Origin of the sequence: Embleya sp. NBC_00888 (genome assembly GCF_045207655.1) — a bacterium.
GTDB lineage: Bacteria > Actinomycetota > Actinomycetes > Streptomycetales > Streptomycetaceae > Embleya.
In genome coordinates this window covers 1,337,425-1,359,252 of record NZ_CP108785.1, presented here as the reverse complement: position 1 = coordinate 1,359,252, position 21,828 = coordinate 1,337,425, and the positions used below count along the sequence as shown (strand labels likewise).

The 21,828-nt window shown below is 70.3% G+C and carries 19 protein-coding genes and 1 pseudogene; 9 read left to right on the top strand and 11 right to left on the bottom strand.

Annotation, left to right across the window (positions count from 1 at the left end; translation table 11 throughout):
• Positions 1–75 precede the first annotated feature (75 nt).
• The 5 genes from OG948_RS40200 to OG948_RS40180 form a co-directional block, all read right to left on the bottom strand.
• Positions 76–687, bottom strand: coding sequence for a hypothetical protein (locus OG948_RS40200; protein WP_331769921.1), 612 nt, complete (start codon positions 685–687; stop codon positions 76–78).
• 130 nt (positions 688–817) lie between these two features.
• Complete coding sequence (locus OG948_RS40195; protein ID WP_331769920.1) at positions 818–2,203, bottom strand: GH1 family beta-glucosidase; 1,386 nt, start codon at positions 2,201–2,203, stop codon at positions 818–820.
• 242 nt (positions 2,204–2,445) lie between these two features.
• The gene (locus tag OG948_RS40190) at positions 2,446–3,285 is read right to left on the bottom strand and encodes a carbohydrate ABC transporter permease (protein ID WP_331769919.1); all 840 of its coding nucleotides are present in this window, start codon (positions 3,283–3,285) and stop codon (positions 2,446–2,448) included.
• A complete protein-coding gene (locus tag OG948_RS40185) occupies positions 3,278–4,270 on the bottom strand; it encodes a sugar ABC transporter permease (protein ID WP_331769918.1) in 993 nt (330 codons plus the stop codon). The genes OG948_RS40190 and OG948_RS40185 overlap by 8 nt, the downstream gene beginning before the upstream one ends.
• A 124-nt stretch (positions 4,271–4,394) precedes the next feature.
• Positions 4,395–5,720, bottom strand: coding sequence for a sugar ABC transporter substrate-binding protein (locus OG948_RS40180; protein ID WP_331769917.1), 1,326 nt, complete (start codon positions 5,718–5,720; stop codon positions 4,395–4,397).
• Positions 5,721–6,100: 380 nt separating this feature from the next.
• Between OG948_RS40180 and OG948_RS40175 the strand changes: the two genes are divergently transcribed.
• The 3 genes from OG948_RS40175 to OG948_RS40165 all read left to right on the top strand — a co-directional run bounded on the left by OG948_RS40175 (position 6,101) and on the right by OG948_RS40165 (position 9,472).
• Positions 6,101–7,339 (top strand): ROK family transcriptional regulator, encoded by a 1,239-nt coding sequence (locus OG948_RS40175; protein WP_331769916.1) that lies wholly within the window; start codon positions 6,101–6,103, stop codon positions 7,337–7,339.
• Positions 7,340–7,523: 184 nt separating this feature from the next.
• The gene (locus OG948_RS40170; protein WP_331769915.1) at positions 7,524–8,234 is read left to right on the top strand and encodes an FCD domain-containing protein; all 711 of its coding nucleotides are present in this window, start codon (positions 7,524–7,526) and stop codon (positions 8,232–8,234) included.
• Entirely contained in the window at positions 8,231–9,472 is a 1,242-nt protein-coding gene (locus OG948_RS40165) for an MFS transporter (RefSeq protein WP_331769914.1), read from the top strand. The genes OG948_RS40170 and OG948_RS40165 overlap by 4 nt, the downstream gene beginning before the upstream one ends.
• A 113-nt stretch (positions 9,473–9,585) precedes the next feature.
• Here the strand turns inward: OG948_RS40165 and OG948_RS40160 are convergent, their stop codons facing one another.
• Positions 9,586–10,206 (bottom strand): ankyrin repeat domain-containing protein, encoded by a 621-nt coding sequence (locus tag OG948_RS40160; protein WP_331773460.1) that lies wholly within the window; start codon positions 10,204–10,206, stop codon positions 9,586–9,588.
• 600 nt (positions 10,207–10,806) lie between these two features.
• On the opposite strand from OG948_RS40160, the gene OG948_RS40155 reads away from it, so the two are divergent.
• A complete protein-coding gene (locus tag OG948_RS40155; RefSeq protein ID WP_331769913.1) occupies positions 10,807–11,214 on the top strand; it encodes a YciI family protein in 408 nt (135 codons plus the stop codon).
• A 401-nt stretch (positions 11,215–11,615) separates the two neighbouring features.
• Here the strand turns inward: OG948_RS40155 and OG948_RS40150 are convergent, their stop codons facing one another.
• On the bottom strand, positions 11,616–11,966 hold the full coding sequence (locus OG948_RS40150; protein WP_331769912.1) for a helix-turn-helix domain-containing protein: 351 nt from the start codon (positions 11,964–11,966) through the stop codon (positions 11,616–11,618).
• A 111-nt stretch (positions 11,967–12,077) separates the two neighbouring features.
• Between OG948_RS40150 and OG948_RS40145 the strand changes: the two genes are divergently transcribed.
• Positions 12,078–12,965 carry an NAD(P)-binding domain-containing protein gene (locus tag OG948_RS40145; protein WP_331769911.1) on the top strand — a complete coding sequence of 296 codons (888 nt, stop codon included), beginning with the start codon at positions 12,078–12,080 and terminating at the stop codon, positions 12,963–12,965.
• Between the two features lie 248 nt (positions 12,966–13,213).
• On the opposite strand, the pseudogene OG948_RS40140 reads toward OG948_RS40145, so the two are convergent.
• From OG948_RS40140 to OG948_RS40125, 4 genes and pseudogenes are all read right to left on the bottom strand, one after another.
• A pseudogene (locus OG948_RS40140) lies at positions 13,214–13,472 on the bottom strand (hypothetical protein).
• Positions 13,473–13,694: 222 nt separating this feature from the next.
• The gene (locus tag OG948_RS40135; RefSeq protein WP_406300558.1) at positions 13,695–15,116 is read right to left on the bottom strand and encodes an alpha/beta fold hydrolase; all 1,422 of its coding nucleotides are present in this window, start codon (positions 15,114–15,116) and stop codon (positions 13,695–13,697) included.
• Positions 15,117–15,796: 680 nt separating this feature from the next.
• Positions 15,797–17,158 carry a serine/threonine-protein kinase gene (locus tag OG948_RS40130; protein WP_331769909.1) on the bottom strand — a complete coding sequence of 454 codons (1,362 nt, stop codon included), beginning with the start codon at positions 17,156–17,158 and terminating at the stop codon, positions 15,797–15,799.
• Positions 17,159–17,454: 296 nt separating this feature from the next.
• Entirely contained in the window at positions 17,455–18,060 is a 606-nt protein-coding gene (locus tag OG948_RS40125; RefSeq protein ID WP_331769908.1) for a class I SAM-dependent methyltransferase, read from the bottom strand.
• A gap of 323 nt (positions 18,061–18,383) precedes the next feature.
• On the opposite strand from OG948_RS40125, the gene OG948_RS40120 reads away from it, so the two are divergent.
• From OG948_RS40120 to OG948_RS40105, 4 genes are all read left to right on the top strand, one after another.
• Positions 18,384–18,824 carry a hypothetical protein gene (locus OG948_RS40120; RefSeq protein ID WP_406300557.1) on the top strand — a complete coding sequence of 147 codons (441 nt, stop codon included), beginning with the start codon at positions 18,384–18,386 and terminating at the stop codon, positions 18,822–18,824.
• A gap of 168 nt (positions 18,825–18,992) precedes the next feature.
• A complete protein-coding gene (locus tag OG948_RS40115) occupies positions 18,993–19,856 on the top strand; it encodes a helix-turn-helix transcriptional regulator (protein ID WP_331769906.1) in 864 nt (287 codons plus the stop codon).
• Between the two features lie 96 nt (positions 19,857–19,952).
• The gene (locus OG948_RS40110; RefSeq protein ID WP_331769905.1) at positions 19,953–20,786 is read left to right on the top strand and encodes an SDR family oxidoreductase; all 834 of its coding nucleotides are present in this window, start codon (positions 19,953–19,955) and stop codon (positions 20,784–20,786) included.
• A 117-nt stretch (positions 20,787–20,903) separates the two neighbouring features.
• Positions 20,904–21,785 (top strand): helix-turn-helix transcriptional regulator, encoded by an 882-nt coding sequence (locus tag OG948_RS40105; protein ID WP_331769904.1) that lies wholly within the window; start codon positions 20,904–20,906, stop codon positions 21,783–21,785.
• Positions 21,786–21,828 lie beyond the last annotated feature (43 nt).

The following is a 21,828-nucleotide window of genomic DNA, read 5'->3' as shown; positions in this document are numbered from 1 at the left end:
CGGTGGGGAGGGGGACGAGTTGCCGGGACGGTGGCGGCCGAAGGTGCGATACCGGGTACGCGCTTGAAGGCGCGCTCAACAGCTCCCCGCTTCCTGACAGTTGCTCACGGCGCCGTTGTGGCCCTCGGCTTTCAGGTCGGCGAGGTGTTGTTGGTAGTCCGCGGGAGTCACGACCTTCACCTTGAGGCGCATGCGGGAGTGGTCGGCGCCGCACAACTCCGCGCACTGGCCGTCGTACTCGCCCAAGGTCGTGGGCACGATCTCGAAAGTCGTCATCCTTTGCGGAATGACGTTGACCTTCTGGAGGAACGACGGCAGGAAGAACGCGTGGATCACGTCCAGCGAGATCAACTCGAACCGCACCTGCTCGCCCTGGGGCAGGTACAGCGTGGGGATGTTCCCGCCCGACCCGACGTCGTAGACCGCTCCGGCCCGATTCGCCGGGCCCTCCAGGTAATTGAACGCCCACTGCCACTGGGACCCGACGACCTTGATCACGCTGACCGGCGCGGGCGCGCCCGTCGACGCGCCCGTCGTCGCCGGGGTCTCGCTCTTGTTCGTGGCGCTCCCTTCCGCGGAGAGCCCGGCTGATGTCGGGCCGTCGGTGCGACGGAGATCCGGTATGCCGTCGCCTCCCGACGAACACGCCGTCGACAGCAGGGGCAGGGCCAAAAGGCCTGTGGCCAACCGGCTCGCATGCGAAGCTCGCCCGAAACGGGGCACGCAGTGCCTCCCTCTGTCGTTTCCGCAATCCCTCATGCGGTCCTGCCGCCCATCCTGGCAGCCCCGAGGGCGCCGGCGACGGGCGGTGGCGGGCCTACCGGGCGGTCGGGAGTCGGGATGCGGACGTGGTTCGGCCGGTGCGTTCGGCGTGTGCTCGGATCAGGGCGGCGTAGCGGTGGCCCGAGGACTTGATGGTGCGTTCCTGGGTGGCGTAGTCGATGTGGACGAGGCCGAAGCGCTTGTCGTAGCCGTACGCCCATTCGAAGTTGTCCAGCAGGGACCACGCGAAGTAGCCCTCGACCGGGGCGCCGCGCTCGATCGCGCGGGCGCAGGCGGCGATGTGGCCTTCCAGGTAGGCGGCGCGCAGTTCGTCGTGCACCTCGCCGGCGGCGTTGCGCTCGTCGGGCCAGGCCGCGCCGGATTCGGTGACGTACAGGGCCCCGACGGGGTATTCGGCGGCGGCGCGGACCAGCAGTTGCTCCAGGCCGTCGGGATACACTTCCCAGTCCATGCCCGTGGTGGGTGCACCGGGGACCGGGACTTGGCGGAAGTGCGGTGCGGGGCCGGCCGGATCGTCGGTGACGACTTGGCGGAAGTAGTAGTTGATGCCCAGGAAGTCGATCGGCTGCGCGATCACCCCGGCGTCCCCGGCTTGTTCGGGCAGATCCACGCCGTACGCCTCGCGCATGTCGCTCGGGAAGCCGCGGCCGTACACCGGGTCGAGCCACCAGCGGTTGATGTGTCCGTCGGCGCGGGTGGCCGCCGCGATGTCCTCGGCGCGGTCGGTGGCCGGCTCGCACGGGCTGAGGTTGACGACGTAGCCGACCGAGGGGGTGCGCGGCGCCGCGGCTCGGACGGCCTGGGTGGCCAGGCCGTGGCCGAGCAGGAGGTGGTACGACGCGCGCACGGCGGCGGTCAGGTCGGTCAGGCCCGGTGCCATCCGGCCTTCCAGGTGGCCGATCCAGGCCGAGCACAGCGGTTCGTTGAGGGTGGTCCAGTCGGTGATCCGGTCGCCGAGCCGACCGGCGACGACGCCGGCGTACTCCGCGAAGCGTTCGGCGGTGTCGCGTACCGTCCAGCCGCCGTCGTCCTGAAGGGTCTGTGGCAGGTCCCAGTGGTAGAGCGTGGCGAACGGCCGGATGCCCGCGTCGAGCAGCTTGTCGACGAGCCGGTCGTAGAACGCGAGCCCCTTGGCGTTGACCGCACCGCTGCCGGTGGGCACGATCCGCGGCCAGGCGATCGAGAAGCGATAGGCGTTCAGGCCCAAGTCGCCCATCAGCGCGACGTCTTCCGGCCAGCGGTGGTAATGGTCGCACGCCAGGTCGCCGGTGTCGCCGTTGTCGATGGTTCCGGGGGTGTGGGCGAACGTGTCCCAGATGGACGGCAGTCGGCCGTCCTCTGCGACGGCTCCCTCGATCTGGTAGGCGGACGTGGCCGCTCCCCAGACGAAGTCCTCGGGGAAGGCGGTCGTATCAGGCATGAGGTTCCTTCGGACGTTCCGGGCATGCCTCGCATCGCGCCCGCGCGTCGTGTCGACACGCGTGCGTCGGGCGCGAATCCGCGAGAGGTGCGATGGGGCTGAATCGGGCTGGTGTGCGGACGTACGGGTGTGCGGATGTAGGGGTGTGTGGGTGTACAGGTGCGTGGTGCGCGTGAGCGGGGGAGTTGTCCGGCGACCGTTGGACCGACCATTCGCCCGGCTGCTCGACGCTTTTCCGGGCGCTACTTGACGGCACCGGCGGTCAGGCCGGCGACCAGGTAGCGCTGGAGGAAGAGGAAACCGGCGACCACGGGCACGCTCACCACGAGCGAGGCGGCCATCACCTGGTTCCAGAAGACGTTGTTCTGCGTCGCGTACCCCTGGAGGCCCACCGCGAGCGTGCGGGTGGACTCGTCGGTCATCACCGAGGCGAACAACACCTCGCCCCACGCGGTCATGAACGCGTACACGGCGACCGCCACGATTCCCGGCGACGCGGCCGGAATGACGACCCGGATCAGCGCGCCGATCGGCCCGTTGCCGTCGACCATCGCGGCCTCGTCCAGGTCGCGCGGAATGGAGTCGAAGTAGCCGACCAGCATCCAGATCGCGAACGGCAGCGAGAAGGTCAGGTAGGTGAGGATCAGCCCGAGTCGGCTGCCGTAGAGCTCGATGCCGGTGGCGTTGCCGATGTTGACGAACAGCAGGAACAGCGGGAGCAGGAACAGGATTCCGGGGAACATCTGGGTCGACAACACCGAGATCGAGAACACCTGCCGGCCGCGGAAGGTGTGCCGGCTGATCGTGTACGCGGCGAAGACCGCGATCGTCACCGAGCAGACGGTCGCGACGCCGGAGACGACCAGGCTGTTCACGAAGTACCGGCCCAGCGGCACCGTGTCCCAGATGTCGGCGAACGGGCGCAGGGTGACCCGCGAGGGGATCCAGCGGAACTCGCGCTGCACGTCCTCCAGCGGCTTGAGCGCGGAGGTGACCATGACGTACACCGGGACGAGCGCGAACACGGTGAGCAGGCTCAGTCCGACCCGGCGCACCCAACGAAACCACCGCGGCTCAAGCATCGGCCCTGCCTCTCAGCCGGCCGACCGCCAGGTAGGCGAGGCTGACCAGCATCAGGAACAGCAACAACAGCACGGACATCGCCGAGCCGGTGCCGAAGTTCCAGGTGACGAACGAGTTCTGGTAGATGTGGATGGAGATCAGGTCGGCCTCCTCCGGCGCCGACTTGCCGAACAGCACGTACGGCGTGTTGAAGTCGTTGAACGTCCACAGGAACAACACCAGTACGACGACCCGGTTGACCGGCGCGAGCATCGGCAGCGTGACCCGGCGGATCTGCTGCCATACGCCGGCGCCGTCCAGCGAGGCGGCCTCGTACAGGTCCTTGGGGATGTTCTGCAACGCGGCCATCAGGCACAGGAACGCGAACGGCCAGGTGCGCCATACGGCGGCGACCACCAGCGCCCAGAAGCTGTTGCCGCCGATCAGCCAGAACGGCCGGTCGTCGACCAGGCCCAGTTGGTCGACCAGGACGTGGTTCACCAGGCCGGTGTCGCGCTGGAACATGAAGCCGAAGGTGATCACGCCGGTGTACACGGGCAACGCGTACGGGACCAGGAACACCGCGCGCAGCACCGCGCGTCCGCGGAACGCGCCCTGCATCAGGATCGCGCCGATCGCGCCGAGCAGCCACGAGATGCCCACGACCAGCGTGGTGAAGGCGACCGTGATCCAGAACGAGTGCAGCAGCGACTTGCCCACCGGGCCGTCGATGTCGATCGCCAGTCGGTAGTTGTCGAATCCGGCGAAGGGCGCGCTGCTCCAGTGTCGGATGTGGAACTGGGTGAGCTTGAGGAAGCTCATCCCGATGCCGACGAACATCGGGACGATGTGGATCAGCAGTTCGAGCAGGATCGCGGGTGCCAGCAGCAGGTAGGGCAGTGCGCCGCGGCGGACGCGAAACGGCCGGCGCAGGCTCCTGCGGGGGCGTGGGGTGGGCGGAGGGTCCTTCGCGGCGGTCGGCTGCCGCGTGGTGATGGCGGCCATCGAGTACTTCCTTCCGTGATCCCGCGCCGACCGCGGTCGTGGTGCACGCGGGTGACCGGCGGGCGGGGCGGGGCGGCCCGGGGACGGGGGAACCGGCCCGCCCCCGAACCGATGTGACGATGGGTCAGCCGGCCGCGAGCATCTTCTGCTGGGCGTCCTTGAGCCGGGAGCGGACCGCTTCCTCGTTGATCGTCTTGCCGGAGGCGGCGTCCGCGACCAGTTGCTTGACGGCGTTGCCGACGAAGGTCTCGAACTGGCTCTCCGACGGCAGTTGCGGCAGCGGACTGGCGGTCTCGGCCAGGACCTTCTGATAGACCCTGACGTTCTCGGTCCGGAACGCCGGGTCGCCGTAGGCGTCCTTGACCGAGGGCAGCGATCCGTAGGCCTTGTTCAGCACCGTCTGGGTCTCGGCGCTCGTCATGAAGGCGAGCAGTTCGGTCGCGGCACCCTTGTTCTTGCTGCCCTTGAAGATGGCCATGTTGATCCCGCTGACCATGCTGTTCATCTTCTCCCCGCCCGGGGGCGGGCTCGCCGGCATCGGGATCGGCACCACGCCGATGTCCTCGGCCTTCATGCCGTTGGAGATCAGCGAGCCGCTCGCGGACTGCCACATGAGCATCGCGGACTTGCCGCCGGCGAAGTCGGCGAGCGACTGCGTGCCCGCGCCGTACTCGGCGTTGCTCGGGTTGACGATCTTGTCCTTGCTCATCAACTCGACCAGGCGCTGTACGCCCCTGACCATCTCCGGCGAGTCGAACCTGGGCTTGTCGCCCGCGAAGATGTCGGCACCGTACTGCTTGCCGAACGTGAAGGCGTGGTGCACCAGTTCGGTGCCGCTGCCGCCTTCGAGCGCGAGTCCCCAGCGGCCGTTGCCGGTGAGCTTGGCACCCACGTCGGCCATCTCGTCCCACGTGGTCGGCGGCTTGAGGCCGGCGTCCGCGAACAGCTTCTTGTTGTAATAGAGCGCGTAGGCGTTGCTGTACACCGGCAGCCCGACGGGCGGCTTGCCGACCGCTCCGGTGGCGGCGTAACTGGGGCCGAGGAAACGATCCTTGCCGCCGACCTTGGCCAGGATCTTGTCGTCGATCGGCACGAACGCGTCGGTGGCCTGGAGCGAGGCCGACCACGTGTTGCCGATGTTGAGCACGTCCGGCCCCTTGCCGGAGGTGGTCGCGGCGAGGACGCGGTTGAGCAGATCCGCCCACGGGACGACCTCGAGGTCGACCTTGATGCCGGTGCGCTGGGTGAACTTGTCCAACTCGGGCCGCAGGACCTGCTTGTCGTGCTCGATGCTGGTGCCCTGGTTGCTGGCCCAGTAGGTCAGGGTCCGGCCCGCGTTCGAGCCCGAGTCGGAATCGCCGGACGACGAGTCGTCGGATCCACCGCACGCGGTGAGGACGGAGGCGGACAGGATCAGCGCCACGGCGGTGGCGACTCTTCGTACACGCACGATGATGAGCTCCTCGGTACGGATGTGTGGTGGGGACGCGGCGGGCGCGGGGCACGGGAGAGTGCGAGAGCGGAGTGCGGGGGTGCGGGGGTGCGGGTGCCGGGAGTGCGAGGAGGTGCGGGGCGGGGCACCGGGCGCGCGGGGGCATGGGCCGCGTGGGGTGTGGGCGGGCGTGGCCCGGTGAGCGGTTCGGTGCGGCGCCGAGGTGGTGGCTTCGGGGGCACGATCGATCGGATCTGCCGGCCGTGGTCACCGAGGACTTCTTTCGAGGTGTGATTTAACTCGGCGGTCACAACACCGTCAAGGGTTTGTTCAACACGTAAATTAAGCGGGGTTCAGCGAAGGTGCGGCCTTGACTGACTTGCTCCATGAGTTGAAATATGTACGAAGCATTGACCGGCATGGGAGTGACGATGGCGCCGAACAAGCTCAGTACGGTCCAGGACCTGCGACGCGGCAACCGCGCCCAGGTCCTGCTGCGGCTGTACTCCGACGGACCGCTCAGCCGACAGGAGCTGAGCGGACTCACCGGCCTGAGTGCCGCGACCGTCAGCAACGTCGTCGGCGAACTCGTCGATTCGGGCATCGTCGGCGAGGCCGGGGCCCTCGACAGCTCCGGCGGTCGCCCCCGGGTACTGCTGCGTGTCGAACCGGGCCATGCCTCGGTGATCGGCGTCGACGTCGGCGAAACCCGGGTCCGGGTCGAGCTGTTCGACCTGTCGATGCGGGAAATCGCCCGCGACGACATGGCCCTGTCCGCCCAGGGCGCGGACGTCGAGGAGGTGGTGCGCCACATCCTCACCGGCATCACCAAGGTGATCGGCGAGGCCGGCGTGGACCCCGCGACCATCATGGGCGTGGGCATCGGCGTCCCGGGCCTGGTCGAACACGGACCCGAACTGCTCGTGCACGGACAAACCACCGGCTGGGACGCGGTCCCCCTGCTGCGCCTGCTCCGCGAGGGCACCGACCTGCCCCTGGTGATCGACAACGGCGCCAAGACCATGGGCCAGGCCGAGATGTGGTTCGGCGCCGGGCGCGGCGCGGAGAACGCGGTGATGATCCTGCTCGGCTCGGGCATCGGCGCGAGCATCGTCACCAACGGCAAGCCCTACCGCGGATCCACCACCAGCGCAGGCGAGTTGGGCCACCTCACCGTCAACGTGCGCGGCCGCCGCTGCCGCTGCGGCGCCCTCGGCTGCCTGGAGGCGTACGTCGGCGCCGAGGCCGTCCTGGACAGCTACCGCGAACTGCGGCCCGACGACGTGCTCACCGGCGCCGACGAGGAGACCCGCCTCGCCGCACTGGTGGCCGCCGCCGACATCTCCGCCGCGGCGGCCGAGGTGCTGGAGACCACCGCGCTCTACCTCGGCGTCGGCATCGGCAACCTGATCAACCTGCTCAACCCGCAACGCGTCGTCCTGGGCGGCTGGGCCGGCCTGGTGGTGGGCGCACGCATGCTCCCGGCCATCCAGTCCCACGCCGCGGAACACTCCCTGCGCCGCCCCTTCGAGGGCACCATCATCGAACTCGCCCGCCTGGGCCCGGATGCGGTGGCCCTCGGCGCGGCCACCCTCCCGATCGAACGTTTCCTGCGCTCGGGAGGCGCCCGCGAGTGACGGCGGCGCAGCCGGGGCCGGTCGCGCGGGTGCGCCACGCCCGCGCGACCGGCCGGCCCGTGCCCCGGGCCGGGCAGGCCGCTTCGACGGTCCCGTCCCGGGTCTGAAGGTGCTTGGCCGAGGGCTACCCGGACTCCGTATGTGTGATGTTCAAATGTCTGACCTTTGTATGTATGCTGTCTCCATGAAGCGCATCAGTACACCGCGGAGGACGGCAAGCCTGTCCTCGCAACTCGTGGACAGCCTCCGCTCGCACATCGAGTCGGGGGGATGGCCCGTGGGAACTCGCATCCCGCCGGAGCAGGCCCTCATCGAGCAGCTCGGGGTCGGACGCAGCACGCTGCGGGAGGCACTCGGCGCGCTCGTGCACCTGGGCCTGCTGGAAGCTCGGATCGGGGACGGCACCTACGTGCGCGCTTCGAGCGAGCTCCAGTCGGTGATGGTGCGGCGAGCGAGTTCCGCGCAACGGGACAACGTTCTCGAACTGCGCACCGTCCTCGAGGAGTACGCCTCGGGGGCCGCCGCCGTGCGTCGCAGCGAGGACCAACTGCGGCAACTGCGAGAGCTGTTGGCCGATGCCGACGCGGCCTGTGCCGGTGCGGACAGGTCCGCGGCCGAGAGCGTCGACGCGTTGTTCCATCGGGCCGTCGTCCGGGCGAGCGGAAACGACCTGCTGATCGAGGTGTACGACTACCTCGGTACGGCCCTCACCTCCGCCCTCGGCGGCCTGCCCTGGGACGCCGCCGGCGCCGAGGAGCACGCCGGCCTGCACCGGCGACTCGTCGACGCGATCGAGGCCCGGGACGAGAGCGGCGCCCGCGACGCGGCGGCTGCGATCGTCCGGCTCACCCGCGACCACGAGGCCCGGGCGCCACGAGCGGCGGAGGGACCGTGAATCCGCGGTCGCCCGCGATATCCCTCCGGCCCGCCACCCCGGAGTCCCCGGCCGAGGACAACACCGGGCCCGCCGTGACGATCGGGCTCGTCTTCGCGATCTGCCTCGTGGCGGCGAACCTGCGTACCGGTCTCACCGGTGTCGGTACGCTGCTGCCGGCGATCGAGCACAGCACCGGCCTGGCGTCGAGCTGGGGCGGGCTGCTGAGCACCCTCCCGCTGCTGACGTTCGCCGCGACGTCGCCGCTGGTGGCCCGAACCTCTCACCGGTTCGGCACCGCACGCCTGCTGGTGGCAGCCCTCGGCGCGCTGGCCGTCGGAACCGTGATCCGGTCGCTTCCCTCCGTGATCTGCCTGTTCGCCGGGACCGTGATCCTTTCCGCGGCCATCGCGTTCGGCAATGTGCTGCTGCCGGCTCTGATCAGGCGGAGCGTGCCCGCACACCGCATTCGCGGCATCAGCGCTCTCTACGTCACCGTCATGGGCGTCACGGCCGCGGTCTCCTCCGGGATCTCCGCGCCGCTCTCGCACACCCTGCCGGGTTCCTGGCACACCGCTCTCGCCTGGGGCATCGCCTTCACCATCGCGGCCTTCCTCTTCTGGCTGCCCCGGATGCGGGGCGACAGGCCGCACGCCGCCGGCGGCGCGACCCGCAGCCCGGTTCCCTGGCGGTCGCGACTCGCATGGCAGGTCAGCATGTTCATGGGCCTACAGTCCCTGGCTTTCTACACCGCCGTCGCGTGGCTGCCCAGCATTTTGATCCACCATGGCGCGACCAGCACCACGGCCGGGTGGATGCTCTTCTACTACCAGTTGATGTCCCTGGCGGCCGGCAGTCTCCTGCCCCTGCTCACCCGGGGCCGGCACGACCAGCGGTGGACCGCGGCGGGGGCTTCGGTCGTCGTGGCCGGCGGCTTCGCCGTACTGCTGTTCGCCCCCGCGCTGTCCGTTTTGGCGTGCACCCTGCTCGGTCTGGGTGGCGGCGTGTGCCTCGTCCTCGCGCTGTCCTTTCAGAGCGAACGCGCCGGCAGCGCCGCCGAAGTCGCCGCACTGGCAGGCATGGCGCAGTCCATCGGCTACCTCGTGGCGGCGGCCGGGCCCCTCCTCCTCGGCATCCTGCACGACACCACCGACAGTTGGACACTTCCGCTCACGGTGCTGGTCGTCCTCGGCCTCGCCATGGCAGGCGCCGGATACGGCGCGGGGCAGGACCGCCAGGTGCGCCATCGCGCCCGTTGACGAGCGTGCGGCGCCCCGGACGGATGCCGGATCCGGCGAGAGCCGATGGCCGACCGATCGCCAACCGCGACAGGCCGCCCCGCACGGCGGGTTCGGCACTGCGCCGCGGTCCCTCAGGGCGCCGCCCGGAGGATGTCGGCGATCACGCGGTATCCGCGCTCCTGAGCGTGCCGCAGGGGTGTGACCCCGCCCTTGTCCGCGATGCGGGGGTCGGCGCCGGCCGCGAGCAGGATCCGGACGACCTCCTGGTGGTCGGGGCCGCCGTCGCCGAGGATGACCGCCTCCAGCAGCGCGGTCCAGCCGAGATTGTTCACGTGGTCGACGTCGATGCGGGTGCCGGCGGTCACGAAGCGCTCGTACTCGACGTGACCTCGCTCGCTCGCGGGGATCAGCGAGGTGCCGCCGTACCGGTTCCGCAGCGTCGGGTCGGGGTCGGCGGGCAGCAGCGTACGGGCCATCTCCACGCTGCCGGTCACACCGGTCACGAGCCACGCGGTGTCGTCGCGGTAGTCGCGCGCGTCGGGATCGGCGCCCGCGGCGACCAGGATGCGCGCGGCCTCGACGTGGTCCTCGATCGCGGCGAGCAGCAGGGGCGTACGCCGGTCGCCGTCGCGCGCCTCGATGTTCGCGCCCCGCTCCAGCGCGGCACGCACCCCGGCGGCGTCGCCCTTGCGCGATGCGTCGAGCAGGGCCCGGTCGTCCTGCGGGGTTCCCCGGGGCGGTGTCGTGGTCATGGTCTCTCCGGGCGGTGGGGGTGTCGCGGGGGTCGCGGATCCGGGGGCCTCGGCGGCGTTCGGCGGCGCGGCAGGTGGTGACGACACGGCCGGACCGGACGGGGCGGCGCTCGCGGACGCGGGCCGCGCCGTATTCGAACCGGAGCCGCCGTCGCCGCTCGCGCAGCCGCTCACCAGCACGGCGGCCACCGTTCCCAGCACCACGACGGACGCGCCGGACCGCCACCGGGTGACCGGGGGAGCGCCGGACGCGGTGTTCGGCTTGGCGTGCGGATCGGTCCCCGCGTTGTCGTCCGGCTTCGGGCTTCGCTTCATGGCAGCCGGTCCTTTCTCTCGCGCCGACTGCCTCCATCGTCACCGCGCGGGCCGGTGGCCGGATCCTCGGAGCGGCTGCCGTCGCGCACCCGAGCGGTTGACCCCCGGATCAGCCGATCGGATGATGCCCGGCCTGGTTCCCTTCGTAGGCCTCTCCGGCCGGCCGAGCCGTGCGGTCCCTGGCGAGAGGCGAAAAACCTCGGCCGGCGATGTCGAGAACCCGTCACCGGCTCCGTCCCCGGTGTGAACGCGACCACGACGGGCGCACCAGCGAGGAGAATCACGATGGCCAAGTACCTGTTGCTCAAGCACTACCGCGGCGCTCCGGCTTCGGTCAACGACGTGCCGATGGAGAAGTGGACGCCGGAGGAGATCTCGGCGCACGTGCGGTACATGAACGACTTCGCGGCCCGGCTGGAGGAGACCGGCGAGTTCGTGGACAGTCGGGCACTCGCCCCGGAGGGGACGTTCGTGCGGTACGACGGCGAGGGGCGCCCGCCGGTGACCGACGGTCCGTTCGCCGAGAGCAAGGACCTGATCGCCGGGTGGATGGTGATCGACGTCGAGAGCTACGAGCGCGCGGTGGAACTGGCCGGGGAGTTGTCGGCCGCACCCGGGGCGGGCGGCAGGCCGATCCACGAGTGGCTCGAAGTGCGCCCGTTGCTGGGTTCGCACCCCACCGTCACCGAGTGACCCCACCCCTGGACCGGGCACCGCTGCGCGGCCCCACCCCCGGTTGCTCGCGATCCCGGTCCGCCGGAGCCGACTTCGCGGCGGTCGAGGACGCGCCGTCCAGGACGCCCTGGCCGAGGCGCCGCGTACCGACGCGGCGGTGACGAGTTTCCCGAATGCGGCTGTGGCCGTATCCAGTACGCGCCGATCGCGTCGAAGTGGGCATTCTCCGGGGGTAATTGGGCGACGGCGCTACCGGCACGTCCACGACGGCGGGCGCCGACCGGGCGCTCCGCTCCGGCCGCGAGCCGCCCCGTACCCACTTTTTTGTGGGTACTTGGCGGCGGGCGGCGGTGAGGAGAGGCTGGTTGCGGGCGGTCGAGAGGCCGCCGGATCGGGCGAGACGTGGGGTGACGGATGGATCACGAGACCGACTGGGTACCGGTGAGCCGCTCCAGGCGGCGGTGCCCCCAGTCGGACAGGGGAGCGAGCGCGTCGGCGAGGTCGCGGCCGAAGTCGGTCAGCGAGTACAGGGTCTTCAACGGCAGCACGTCGTACACCTCACGGCGCACGATCCCGTCGTCCTCCATCTCGCGCAGCGCCTGAGTCAGCACCTTCTCGCTCAGGCCCGGCAGCCGCCGACGCAGTTCTCCGGGGCGCTGCGGGCCGAACTCCATGGCCCACAGCAGCGCCGTCTTCCACTTGCCGTCGATCACCGCGATCGCGGCCGTCACTCCACAGACGTTCGTGTCCCGGGCCCGACTGCGCGTCATCTTCGCCCCTCCATTCGCTGTCGTCGGTCGATCGTCGTCCGTCGACATTTCCACTCGCTCCGTCTATTCCGCTTAGTCCGTTTGTTCCGCTTGTTTCACGGGAGTCGAACCATGTCCTCACACACCGAACAGTCTGCCGTCACCGTGCTCGGTCTGGGTCCGATGGGGCGGAGCCTGGCCGGCGCGTTCGTCGACGCCGGGCTGCGGACCACGGTCTGGAACCGGACGCCGGGCCGGGAACGGGACCTGGTCGCGCGCGGCGCGATCGGCGCCGGATCGCCCGAGGAAGCGGTCGCGGCGAGTGCGCTGACCGTGGTCTGCGTGGTCGACTACGACGCGGCGGATGCCGTACTGCGCCGCGCCGAGGTGGCCGACGCGCTGAAGGGGCGCACGGTGGCGAACCTGACCGCCGACACGCCGGACCGGGCCCGCGATACCGCCGCATGGGCGGCCGAGCGGGGTGTCCGGTACCTGGACGGGGCGATCATGACGCCGACCACGACCATCGGAACGCCGGCTGCGGTGTTCATTTACAGCGGACCGGCGGACCTCTACGGCGAGCACCGGCCGGTACTGGACGCGCTGGGCGGCACCCACACCCACCTCGGCGAGGACATCGGCCGGGCGGCGGCGTACGACGTCGCGCTGCTCGACATCTTCTGGACCGCGATGGCCGGCTACGCGCACGCCCTCGCGCTGGCGAAGGCGGAGGGCATCGGCGCGCGGGAACTGGCGCCGTTCGCCAAGGGCATCGCGGCGATCCTGCCCGCGATCATCGAGCAGTCCGCCGGAGAGGTGGACGACGGTACCTACTCCGGCGAGGGCAACCCGATCCCGTCGGCGGCAGCGTCCATGGCGCACATCGTGCACGCCTCGGAGGCACACGGCATCGACGCAAGCGTGATGCGCGCGGCCGAGGGCATGGCCCGCCGCACCATCGGACTGGGCCACGGCACCGACGGGTTCACCCGGGTCACGGAGATCCTGGGGCGCCGCTGAGCCATGTCCGACGGATCGCCGTGGGCTTCACGGTGCTCGGCGCGTGCGATCGCAGGGCGCGGGGCCGAAACTCGTACTTCGGTGGTACGCGTGAGGCCCCGCAACGCCGCGAGCCTGCGTGCCGGCGCGCCGCGAAGCCCACGGCGCTCCGTCGGACCCGCCCGGCCGGGAGCGTGCGCCCTCGGTCACCTCGGCGAGTTCGACGACCACGGTGGGCCGGATTGTGTAGTTGCGTGTGGAGGAGGGGCTCAACCGGGCGGTGTGAGCGGGGAGCGCACGCCGAACCATTGCTCGGCGCCGTACTCCTCGAACCGCTCCACTTCGGTGAACCCCAGCTTCGTCGCGAGGCGCATCGCGCGGTCGAGGGCCACCGATGTGCGTGCCCACCTCCGGTGAGGCGAACAGCTCGATGAAGCCCGCACGGTCCCGGGCCTCGGACTCGCGGAGTACGAGCCGCTCGGTCCCGATCGGGGCAGGCGGCCAGGCGACGGGTTCGAACTCGGTCATGACCGGCAACCCGTCGCCCGCTCGCCGAGCGGCACACGCTCCCACAACTCACGGCAAGGCCACGGCTTCCCAAGAGGATGCGAGAGGTGGCGGGCGGTCGAAGTCCGCCTGGAGGGTGGCCGGTTCGCCCTCGACCCGTGCATGGTGACCGGGTCGAGGGCGTGGGGCCTCGGGCTCCGTGTGGTTTCTGCTCAGGGGATCTGTGCGTCGGTGGGCGGAGGTTCAGAATCGGCGGTCGGGCTTTCGGGCCTCGATCAGTTCGAGGGCGCGTTCCTCCAGTGATCGGTTCGGCTCCGGTGCCGATCGAGCGGTGGCTCCGTCGGCGGGTACATCCGGCCTCGGAGGACCGGAACAGCTCGCGCGGGAGCCGGGCAGTACGCCGTCGATCAGGTAGTCGTCGATCTTCTTGGTGACGCAGTCGTTGCGGCCGTACAGGCTGTGTGTGCCCTCGTCGGTGACCGTGATCAGGTTGTTGTCCAGTCTGGCGGCCATCGCGGGCCCGCCGTCGTATTGGGTGGCCGGATCGAACTCGGCCTGCACCACGACGCCGATCGGATACCCCTTGCGTTTCAGGTTGGTGAGGCGTTCCTGCGGTGTGAACGACCGGAACGTGCACTCGGTCGGCTCGGTCGCCGCCGCGCCCCTGCCGTACGGGTACCGGTCGCGGAAGATCCGCATCTGCTCGTAGTAGACGTTCAGGTCCGTGGGCCAGTCGGCCTCGCAGGTCACCGCCTGGTAGGTGCCGTTGACCGTCGCGGGGATGGATGTCCTGGCGAGCGCCGCGAGGGCTTTGCCCGCGTCGGCGGAGAGCGTTCCGCCGACCGCCTTCCTGATCTCGCCGACCAGTTCGGCCTCCAGTGCCCAGACGGCACGGGGAACGGTCTCGTGGCCCAGCATCTGGTCGAAGTAGTTGCGGTCGATCGGCGGGTCCTCGGGATGCCCGGGCGACGGTATCGGTTTGACCGCCAGTTGTTCCCCGATCGCGTCGAGGGTGGCCATCACCTCTGCGAGCGAGTTGCCCAGATGGTAGGTGTTGTCCCGTTCGGCCACCCAGGCGGCCCAGGCCTCGACGTTCTGCCGGGATGCGACGGCCTGTTGCTTGAACTGCTCGTAGTAGAGCCAGTCCGGGTGCATCGAAGAGTCGAGCACACTGCGGTTGAGTCTGCCGGGGAACAGCGTGCCGTACACGGCGCCGAGATAGGTGCCGTAGGAGAAGCCGAGGTAGTTGATCTTCTTCTCGCCCAGGGCGGCCCGGATCACGTCCATGTCCCGCGCGGTGTTCGCGGTGTTGACGAACGGCTGCATACCGCCGCCCGCTCGCCGGCAGGCCTGTTCGCGTTGCCGTGCGGCGGCGGCCAGCGCGGCGAACTGCGCGTCCGTCGGGCGGGTCGGCCGCGGTGGGTCCTGCTCCACGGCGTCGCAGTGCAGTTGGGTGGACCGGCCCACTCCGCGCGGGTCGAAGCCGATCAGGTCGAAACGGTCGGCGATCGCCGCGCCGGCCAGTTCGGTCGGCAACGTCAGCCCTTCGCCGCCGGGCCCACCCGGATTCAGCAGCAGGACACCCTTTCGCTTGTCGGGACTGCCGGCCTTGCGGCGGCTGACCGCGATTTCGAGTCGGCCGTCACCGGGTCTGCGATAGTTCATCGGGACGGTGAGCGTGGCGCAATCCAACCCGGCCCACCGCTTGTCCCACTCCTCCTGCGGAATGTCGGGCGGAGGCGGGCCGGGAACGCACGGTGCCCAGGACGCCTGCTGCCCGAGGAATGGAGCAAGTCCGGAATCCTCTGCCGCGGCGGGAACCACCGTTAATCCGAAGGCGACGGACATACAGACCGCCAACACGGAACCGCGGCGCGATCCCACCACCCGATCTCGAAAACCCACGAAGTCACGCTCCATTCAGATGCGTTCGACGATCTCGGACGGCTCCGAACCTAGTGACGCCGATGTTTCGTTTTGATAACCAGCGCTACCGGCGGGTCCGCGACCTCGTGCCGCGCCGTGCGCGAACCCGACCGTGTGTGGTCATGGGCTCTTGGGCCTGTCGGATCCGGGCGGTGGGTCTGCCGGCCGAGCGGGTCTGCAAAGGCACGACTCGGCGACCCACATCCAAAGTCGCCATCCCGGAGGCGGGTCCGGTCGACGCTTGAGGCATGGAGGGGCCCACCTCGCGCTCCGGTGTCGACGATTCTTTTGAACTCTCCCAGCCGTTGGCCGTGTTCGCCGTGTTCGCCGTGTTCGCCGTGTTCGGTGAGAGCGGTGAGAGCGGTGAAGGACCTGGGTCCTCCGGTCGTTGTCCGGAACGGATGCGAGTGGCTGCCGGTCTACTTCTGCGGGCTACCGGGAGATTCGCTGGATTTGCTTCTTTTGTCCTTGGGCTTGGTGTCGGTTCTCGGCTTCTTGGTCGAACCTCGGGTCGGGGACTCCTCGCCGGCTGGTGAGGAGACCTGGTTGTCGACGGGGCGGGTTGTTCCCCGGGGTGGAGGGAGAGCGGTCGCGAGTGTGGGTGGTGCGGAGGACGTCGGGACGGAAGTTGTCGTCGGGGGGACGGTGGGTGGGGCCGGGGCTGGGGCCTGCGTCGAAGGCGGGAGGGGCGCGGTGGTCGGCGCGGGACGGCTGTTGTCCGCGTCCGAGGCGGCGTGATCGTTCAGGACCGCCACGGTCGCCACGGTCGCGCTCAGGATGATGCCGGCCACCAGACCCGCGGTCGTCAGGCGACGTCGTCTCCGTTGCGCCGCCCCCGTACCTGATGCGGCCGGGGGTGAGGCCGAGGCCGACGTCGACGGAAGGACCTCGGTGAGGGCCGCGTGGGCGCTCGCGACGACCGGTGTGCGCGGCGCGCAGGACGCGGGCCGGCACGATGACGCGGCGGCGTCGAGCAGGCGGACGCACTCGGCGGCGCCGGGCCTGGTGGCGGGATCGGCTCGCGTCATCGCCTCGATCACGGAGGCGAGTTCATCAGGCACGTAGGACGGGATGTGCGGCGAGCGCAGCGAGCGAGCCACGGCGGCCTCGATTGAGGTGCCCGGGTATTCGCGTTCGCCCTTCAGCGCCTCCAGCAGGACCAGGCCGAGGGCGTGGATGTCGCACGCGGGCCCGGAGCCCTGTCCGAGGATCTGCTCGGGCGCGAGGTAAGAGATGGTGCCGACGATCGTGCCGGGTGTGGAGCGGGTGGGTTCGTCGACGAGGCGCGAGATCCCGAAGTCCGCCAGGTACGGAGCGTCGCCGGGACCGATCAGGACGTTGGACGGCTTCACGTCCCGATGCACGATGCCGGCCGCGTGTACGTGTTCCAATCCCGAGGCCAGTCGCGCGCCGAGCCTGGCCACCCGGGCGCCGGTCATGGGGCCGCCCAGGATGTGTTCCCGCAGGGTGACGCCCCTGATCAGGCGCATCACCACATACGTGCAACTCTCGTGCCAACCGACATCGTGCACTGTAACGAGGGCAGGATGCGACAACCTGCCCAGCAACACCGCCTCCTGGCAGAACCGTTCCGCTGTCATGGCACACACGCCGGGTCGGAAGACCTTGACCGCGACCTCCCGCCGCAATCGCAGATCGACGGCCCGGAAGACGTCGGCGGTACCGCCCGCGCCCAGCAATTGACCCAGGCGATAGCGACCGTCGAGGATGCCGCCGCTACGCGGAGGGGGACGCCGTATTCGGCGCGGCAATGCCGTCATGCAATCTCCCCGGATAGGTCCCGACAATGCCCGGGCCCCTACCCACTCTTCGCCCCCCCATACCGAGGCGCGACCCGAATGCCGACAACTCCGGGTGCGCGCACGGGACATCCATGCTGGTACGGCACCTGCATCCGGTACCCGGCGTCGTCCGTCGCCATTTATAACTTTCGGTGCTTTTGCCGCGACCGAGGTTCCCCGGCGTCGGTGAGGACGGCTCGGCGACTCGGCCCCGACGGTGACGTGCCATCAGCCGGTCGATCGCCATGGGATTGCCGCGGCAGTTGCGGCCGCGGTCAGCGGGCGGGGAGCCGGGTTCCGACGATCACGCTGAGGTCTGGCGCGAGGCGGAGTTCCGTGGCCCGGAGTTCGGGGTGTTCAAGCCAGTGCAGGCGAGGTCGATCGAGGGCGCCGTCGAAGTGGGGCGGCCACGTGGTGGCGGGGGTGAAGTCGTCGATCACCACCGATCCACCGGGGGCGAGCAGGCGGGCGGGATCCGCGGTGCCGTTGCCCTTGGCCTGACCCCCGCCATCGAGCACGAGCAGGTCGTAGGGTCCATGGTCTGCGATGCGCCGCCAGTCGCCATGGAGGACGTCGACGTGCTCGCAGTCTCGGAAGACCTCCGCCGCGATGGCGGCTCTTTCCGCATCGCGTTCGACGCTGACGAGCCTGGTGCCACTGGCCGCGCCGGAGGCCAGCCAGGCCAGGCCGACACCGTATCCGGTCCCTGTCTCGCCTATGCGGCGCGTGGCCCCTGCGGCCAACACCCGTAACAGGCGGCCTTGTTCGGGCCGACAGGAGAACGCGAAACCGTGCCGGCGTGCCGCCCGCACGGCTCGCCGGACCAATGTGGGGATGGTGTCGTCGTCGTCCTGGTACGCGTCCGTTCCCTGAAGCGACATGCCCTGATTATGGGCCGCGACGCTCGTCGTGATCCGGCGATCGCAGCGTTACGCGACGGCACGCTCCGGTGCTCCGCAGCCTCGGCATGCCGCCGCGATTCGACTGCTCGCCGCGCACGCGGGCTGTTCCCGACGACCGGGGACCCGATGACCGAGCGGTGTAGTACCGCACGAACCTGCGTGGCGGATACGGGGTGGGGGATCGATGACGTTTCCGGCTGTCCGCACGATCGCGTAGGGCGCAGGGTGCAGGGCGTGGGACCGCAGGTCGGGCCGGCGCACCGTTGTGACGCCACCCGTACGTGTGTTCCTAACATGTCGGCATGACCGAGTTCGTGCCCATCCCTTTGCCGTGTCCTTCTTCGCGCACCCTCCGCGGCGTCCGGGCCGGGTATGTGCGGCAGAGCTCCTGTCCGTCCGACTTCGCCTTCGTGACCTTTGACTTCGCGCCGACCACCGGCTGGGGGGACGACTCGCTGTGGGTCGAGTTGGATCCCGAGGTGCGCATCGTCGGCGACGCGTTGCCGGTTGCGTATCTGACCGCGTTCGTCGCCGGGATCGAGGAGGAGTGGGCGCTGCGGTACCCGGACGAGCGCCTGGTGGGGGCGCTGACGATCACCGAGGTCAGGCTGCATGTGGTCGACTCGCACAAGGGCTCGTTCCGGATGGCCGGACGCAAGGCGGTCGACGCGATGCTCGCTCGCCTCCGATCCGATCCGGTCGGCCCCGCGGACCTCACCGACGGAGAAGCTACCGTCGGGTAGATCCGGGTCGGTCCGATCGAGGCGTCCTCCGGAAAGGCCCGGCGCCGCAGGCTCAACCGAGGCGGCGACCGCCGTACCGACGCGGCCCTCCACCGGATCGTCCTCAGCCGCCTGCGCCAAGAAGGCCCGGCCGGGGTTCGAGCGCCCGGGAGGTGGCAGAGTGGGGGGATGACCAGCCCTTCGTCGACTTCCGGCAGCCCCTCGGAACAACGCCGCGAAGCGCTCCGGGACTTTCTGCGGGACCGCCGGGCGCGGCTCACGCCGGGCGACGTCGGATTGCCCCCCGCGGGCCGGCGTCGTACCCCGGGGCTGCGCCGCGAGGAGGTGGCGGTGCTGGCCAGGGTCGGGGTGTCCTGGTACACGTGGCTGGAACAGGGCCGCGACATCACCGTCTCGACCGAGGTGCTCGACGCGATCGCCGGTGCGCTGCGGCTGAGCGATCCGGAGCGCGTCCACCTCTATCTGCTCGCCGGCCTCAACCCGCCGCCCGTCGGCGGCGAGCCGGCGGCCGAGGTGACAGCCGAGATCCGGCAGTTGCTGGACGCGTGGACCCCGCGGCCCGCGGTGCTGCGCGACCGTTCCTGGAACGTCCTGGCCTTCAACGACCCCGCACGCGCGGTCTTCGACTTCGACGGCACCGCCCGTAACTGTCTCGTCACGTACTTCACCAGCCCCCGCTACCGCGCGATGCCCGACCTGTGGGCGGCCGGCGCGCCCGCTGTGGTGGCCGCGTACCGCGCCGACGCGGCCCACGCGCCGGGTGACTCCGCGTTCGCCCGGGTGGTCGACGGACTTCGCGACGCCAGCCCCGAGTTCGCCGAGCTGTGGGCCGGGCACGAAGTCGGCGCCCCCGCCCAGGCCGTGAACGCGCTGCGGCACCCGGAGGCCGGGGAACTGCACTTCGACGCGACGACGCTGACCGTCGCCGACCACCCGTACTGGCACGTCGTCCTGTACAACCCGCAGCCCGGTACGGGCACCGAAGCCCGCCTGGCAACCCTGCGCCACCTGCGGCTCGCCACCCCGGCCTGACCTCCCTCGGGCGGAGCGCGCGGATCATCCTGGTGGTGCCACACCCACGATAAACGCGCACTGTATCGCCGCGAACCGGTCCCGCACGCTGGATCCATGACGCACAACAGCACCCGCTTCGGCGGCAAGATCGTCCTCGTCACCGGCGGCACCAGCGGCATGGGCCTGGAGGCCGCCCGCAGGCTCCTCGACGAGGGCGCCCGGGTGATCGTCACCGGACGCGACAAGGTCCGCCTCGACAGTACCGTCGCCGACCTCTCCGTCGCGCCCGCCACCGCCACCGCCACCGCTTCCGCTTCCGCTTCCGCCGACGCCCCCGCGGACCGCGGCGACCGCGTCCTCGGCATCTCCGGCGACGCGACCGACCCGTCCGACCTGGACGCCTTGTTCGCCGCGATCCGGGAACGCCACGGCCGCCTCGACGCGGTGTTCGCCAACGCGGGCATCGGAGCCTTCCAGCCCGTCGGCGAGGTCACCGAAGCCGAGTTCACCCGCGTCGTCGACGGCAACTTCAAGGCGGCGTTCTTCACCGTACAGAAGGCGCTTCCGCTGCTCGCCGACGGGGGCGCCATCCTGATCAACGCGTCCTTCGCCGTGCACCACGGGGTCCCCAACACCGCGCTCTACACGGCCACCAAGGCCGCGGCGCACAGCCTGGCCCCGACCCTGGCCGCCGAACTGGCGCCGCGCCGCATCCGGGTCAACTCGGTGAGCCCCGGCTACACCGACACCCCGGCGTACCGCGCCGAGGCCTCCGACGAGGCCCAGGCCGGCGTCGGTGCGGTGGTCGCCGCAGGCCGCGTGGGCACCTCGGACGACATCGCCGCGGCGGTGGCCTTCCTGCTCTCCGACGAAGCGTCCTACATCAACGGCCAGGACATCGTCGTCGACGGCGGCCTCACCGCCGCCACCCCCGCCCAACTCCTCTGAGCGCCTGAGGAATCCCGGGACCAGGGCGGGGCCGCGAACCGACCCCGCCCGCAGCGTCCTCGCGGTGGCCGTGCGCCCGGGCCGTGATCGGCGACGGCGCGAGGCTAGGGTTGTGGCGTGTTCGATTCGCCTGACTTCGATCTGGCACCGTACGCAGACTCCGACGTATCCGCTGTGCGGCGCACCTATTGCAGTTGGGGTGAGGCGGGCTGGCGTTCGCTGCTCGTGCAGTGCTTCGACCACGCACCAGAGGTCGATCACCTTCGGCTGCCCGGAGTCTGCGACCTGCATCTGGTGCTCTGTGTGGCCGGAGACACGGTCATGCGCACACAGTCCGGCGGGAGGGCGATTCGCAGTCGCTGGCTTCCGGGCAATCTGGAACTCGTCGTTCCCGGCCGGTCGAGCGTACGCACCTACCGAACGACGTCCGCCATGCGCACCATCCAGGTGCACATCCCGTCTGCGACCGTCGATCGAGCCGCCGCCCACCTGGGCGGTGCGGACCCGGACTTCGAAGCGCTGGCGGCCGCGGCGGGTGCGGGCGATCCGGTTGTCGAGCATCTCGTGCGCGCGCTGCCCGCCGCCGGCGGTGCGAACGATCTGTATGCGGAATCGGCCGCTGCGTTCCTGGCCGCGCACCTGCTGACCCGGGGCCGGCACGAACGCCTGCCCGGTCCGGAACACGCGGCGGTCCGGGTGGGCGTCGCCGTCATGCGCGACCGGATGGCCGAGCCGCTGACGCCGGCCGACATCGCCGCCGAAGCACACCTGAGCGTCTATCACTTCATCCGCGTCTTCCGGGAGTCGACCGGCGAGACACCGCATCGGTTCCTCACCCGGCTGCGGATCGAGCGGGCGCGGCAGTTGCTGGCCGACAACACCCTCACCATCGGACAGATCGCCGAGCGTTGCGGGTTCGCGAGTCCCGGAGCGCTGTCCGCGGCCTTCCTGAGTCGGGTCGGCGTCCGGCCCTCCGTGTACCGCAACACCGATCGGTGATCGTGGCTGGTGCACTGGTGCACTGGTGCACCGGTGTACGGCA

Coding starts and splice junctions, on each gene's coding strand:
- OG948_RS40195 (WP_331769920.1), bottom strand. CDS start 2,203: ATGCCTGATACGACCGCCTTCCCCGAGGACTTCGTCTGGGGAGCGGCC.
- OG948_RS40190 (WP_331769919.1), bottom strand. CDS start 3,285: ATGCTTGAGCCGCGGTGGTTTCGTTGGGTGCGCCGGGTCGGACTGAGC.
- OG948_RS40185 (WP_331769918.1), bottom strand. CDS start 4,270: ATGGCCGCCATCACCACGCGGCAGCCGACCGCCGCGAAGGACCCTCCG.
- OG948_RS40175 (WP_331769916.1), top strand. CDS start 6,101: ATGTACGAAGCATTGACCGGCATGGGAGTGACGATGGCGCCGAACAAG.
- OG948_RS40170 (WP_331769915.1), top strand. CDS start 7,524: ATGAAGCGCATCAGTACACCGCGGAGGACGGCAAGCCTGTCCTCGCAA.
- OG948_RS40160 (WP_331773460.1), bottom strand. CDS start 10,206: ATGACCACGACACCGCCCCGGGGAACCCCGCAGGACGACCGGGCCCTG.
- OG948_RS40155 (WP_331769913.1), top strand. CDS start 10,807: ATGGCCAAGTACCTGTTGCTCAAGCACTACCGCGGCGCTCCGGCTTCG.
- OG948_RS40150 (WP_331769912.1), bottom strand. CDS start 11,966: ATGACGCGCAGTCGGGCCCGGGACACGAACGTCTGTGGAGTGACGGCC.
- OG948_RS40145 (WP_331769911.1), top strand. CDS start 12,078: ATGTCCTCACACACCGAACAGTCTGCCGTCACCGTGCTCGGTCTGGGT.
- OG948_RS40135 (WP_406300558.1), bottom strand. CDS start 15,116: ATGAACTATCGCAGACCCGGTGACGGCCGACTCGAAATCGCGGTCAGC.
- OG948_RS40130 (WP_331769909.1), bottom strand. CDS start 17,158: ATGACGGCATTGCCGCGCCGAATACGGCGTCCCCCTCCGCGTAGCGGC.
- OG948_RS40125 (WP_331769908.1), bottom strand. CDS start 18,060: ATGTCGCTTCAGGGAACGGACGCGTACCAGGACGACGACGACACCATC.
- OG948_RS40120 (WP_406300557.1), top strand. CDS start 18,384: ATGACCGAGTTCGTGCCCATCCCTTTGCCGTGTCCTTCTTCGCGCACC.
- OG948_RS40115 (WP_331769906.1), top strand. CDS start 18,993: ATGACCAGCCCTTCGTCGACTTCCGGCAGCCCCTCGGAACAACGCCGC.
- OG948_RS40110 (WP_331769905.1), top strand. CDS start 19,953: ATGACGCACAACAGCACCCGCTTCGGCGGCAAGATCGTCCTCGTCACC.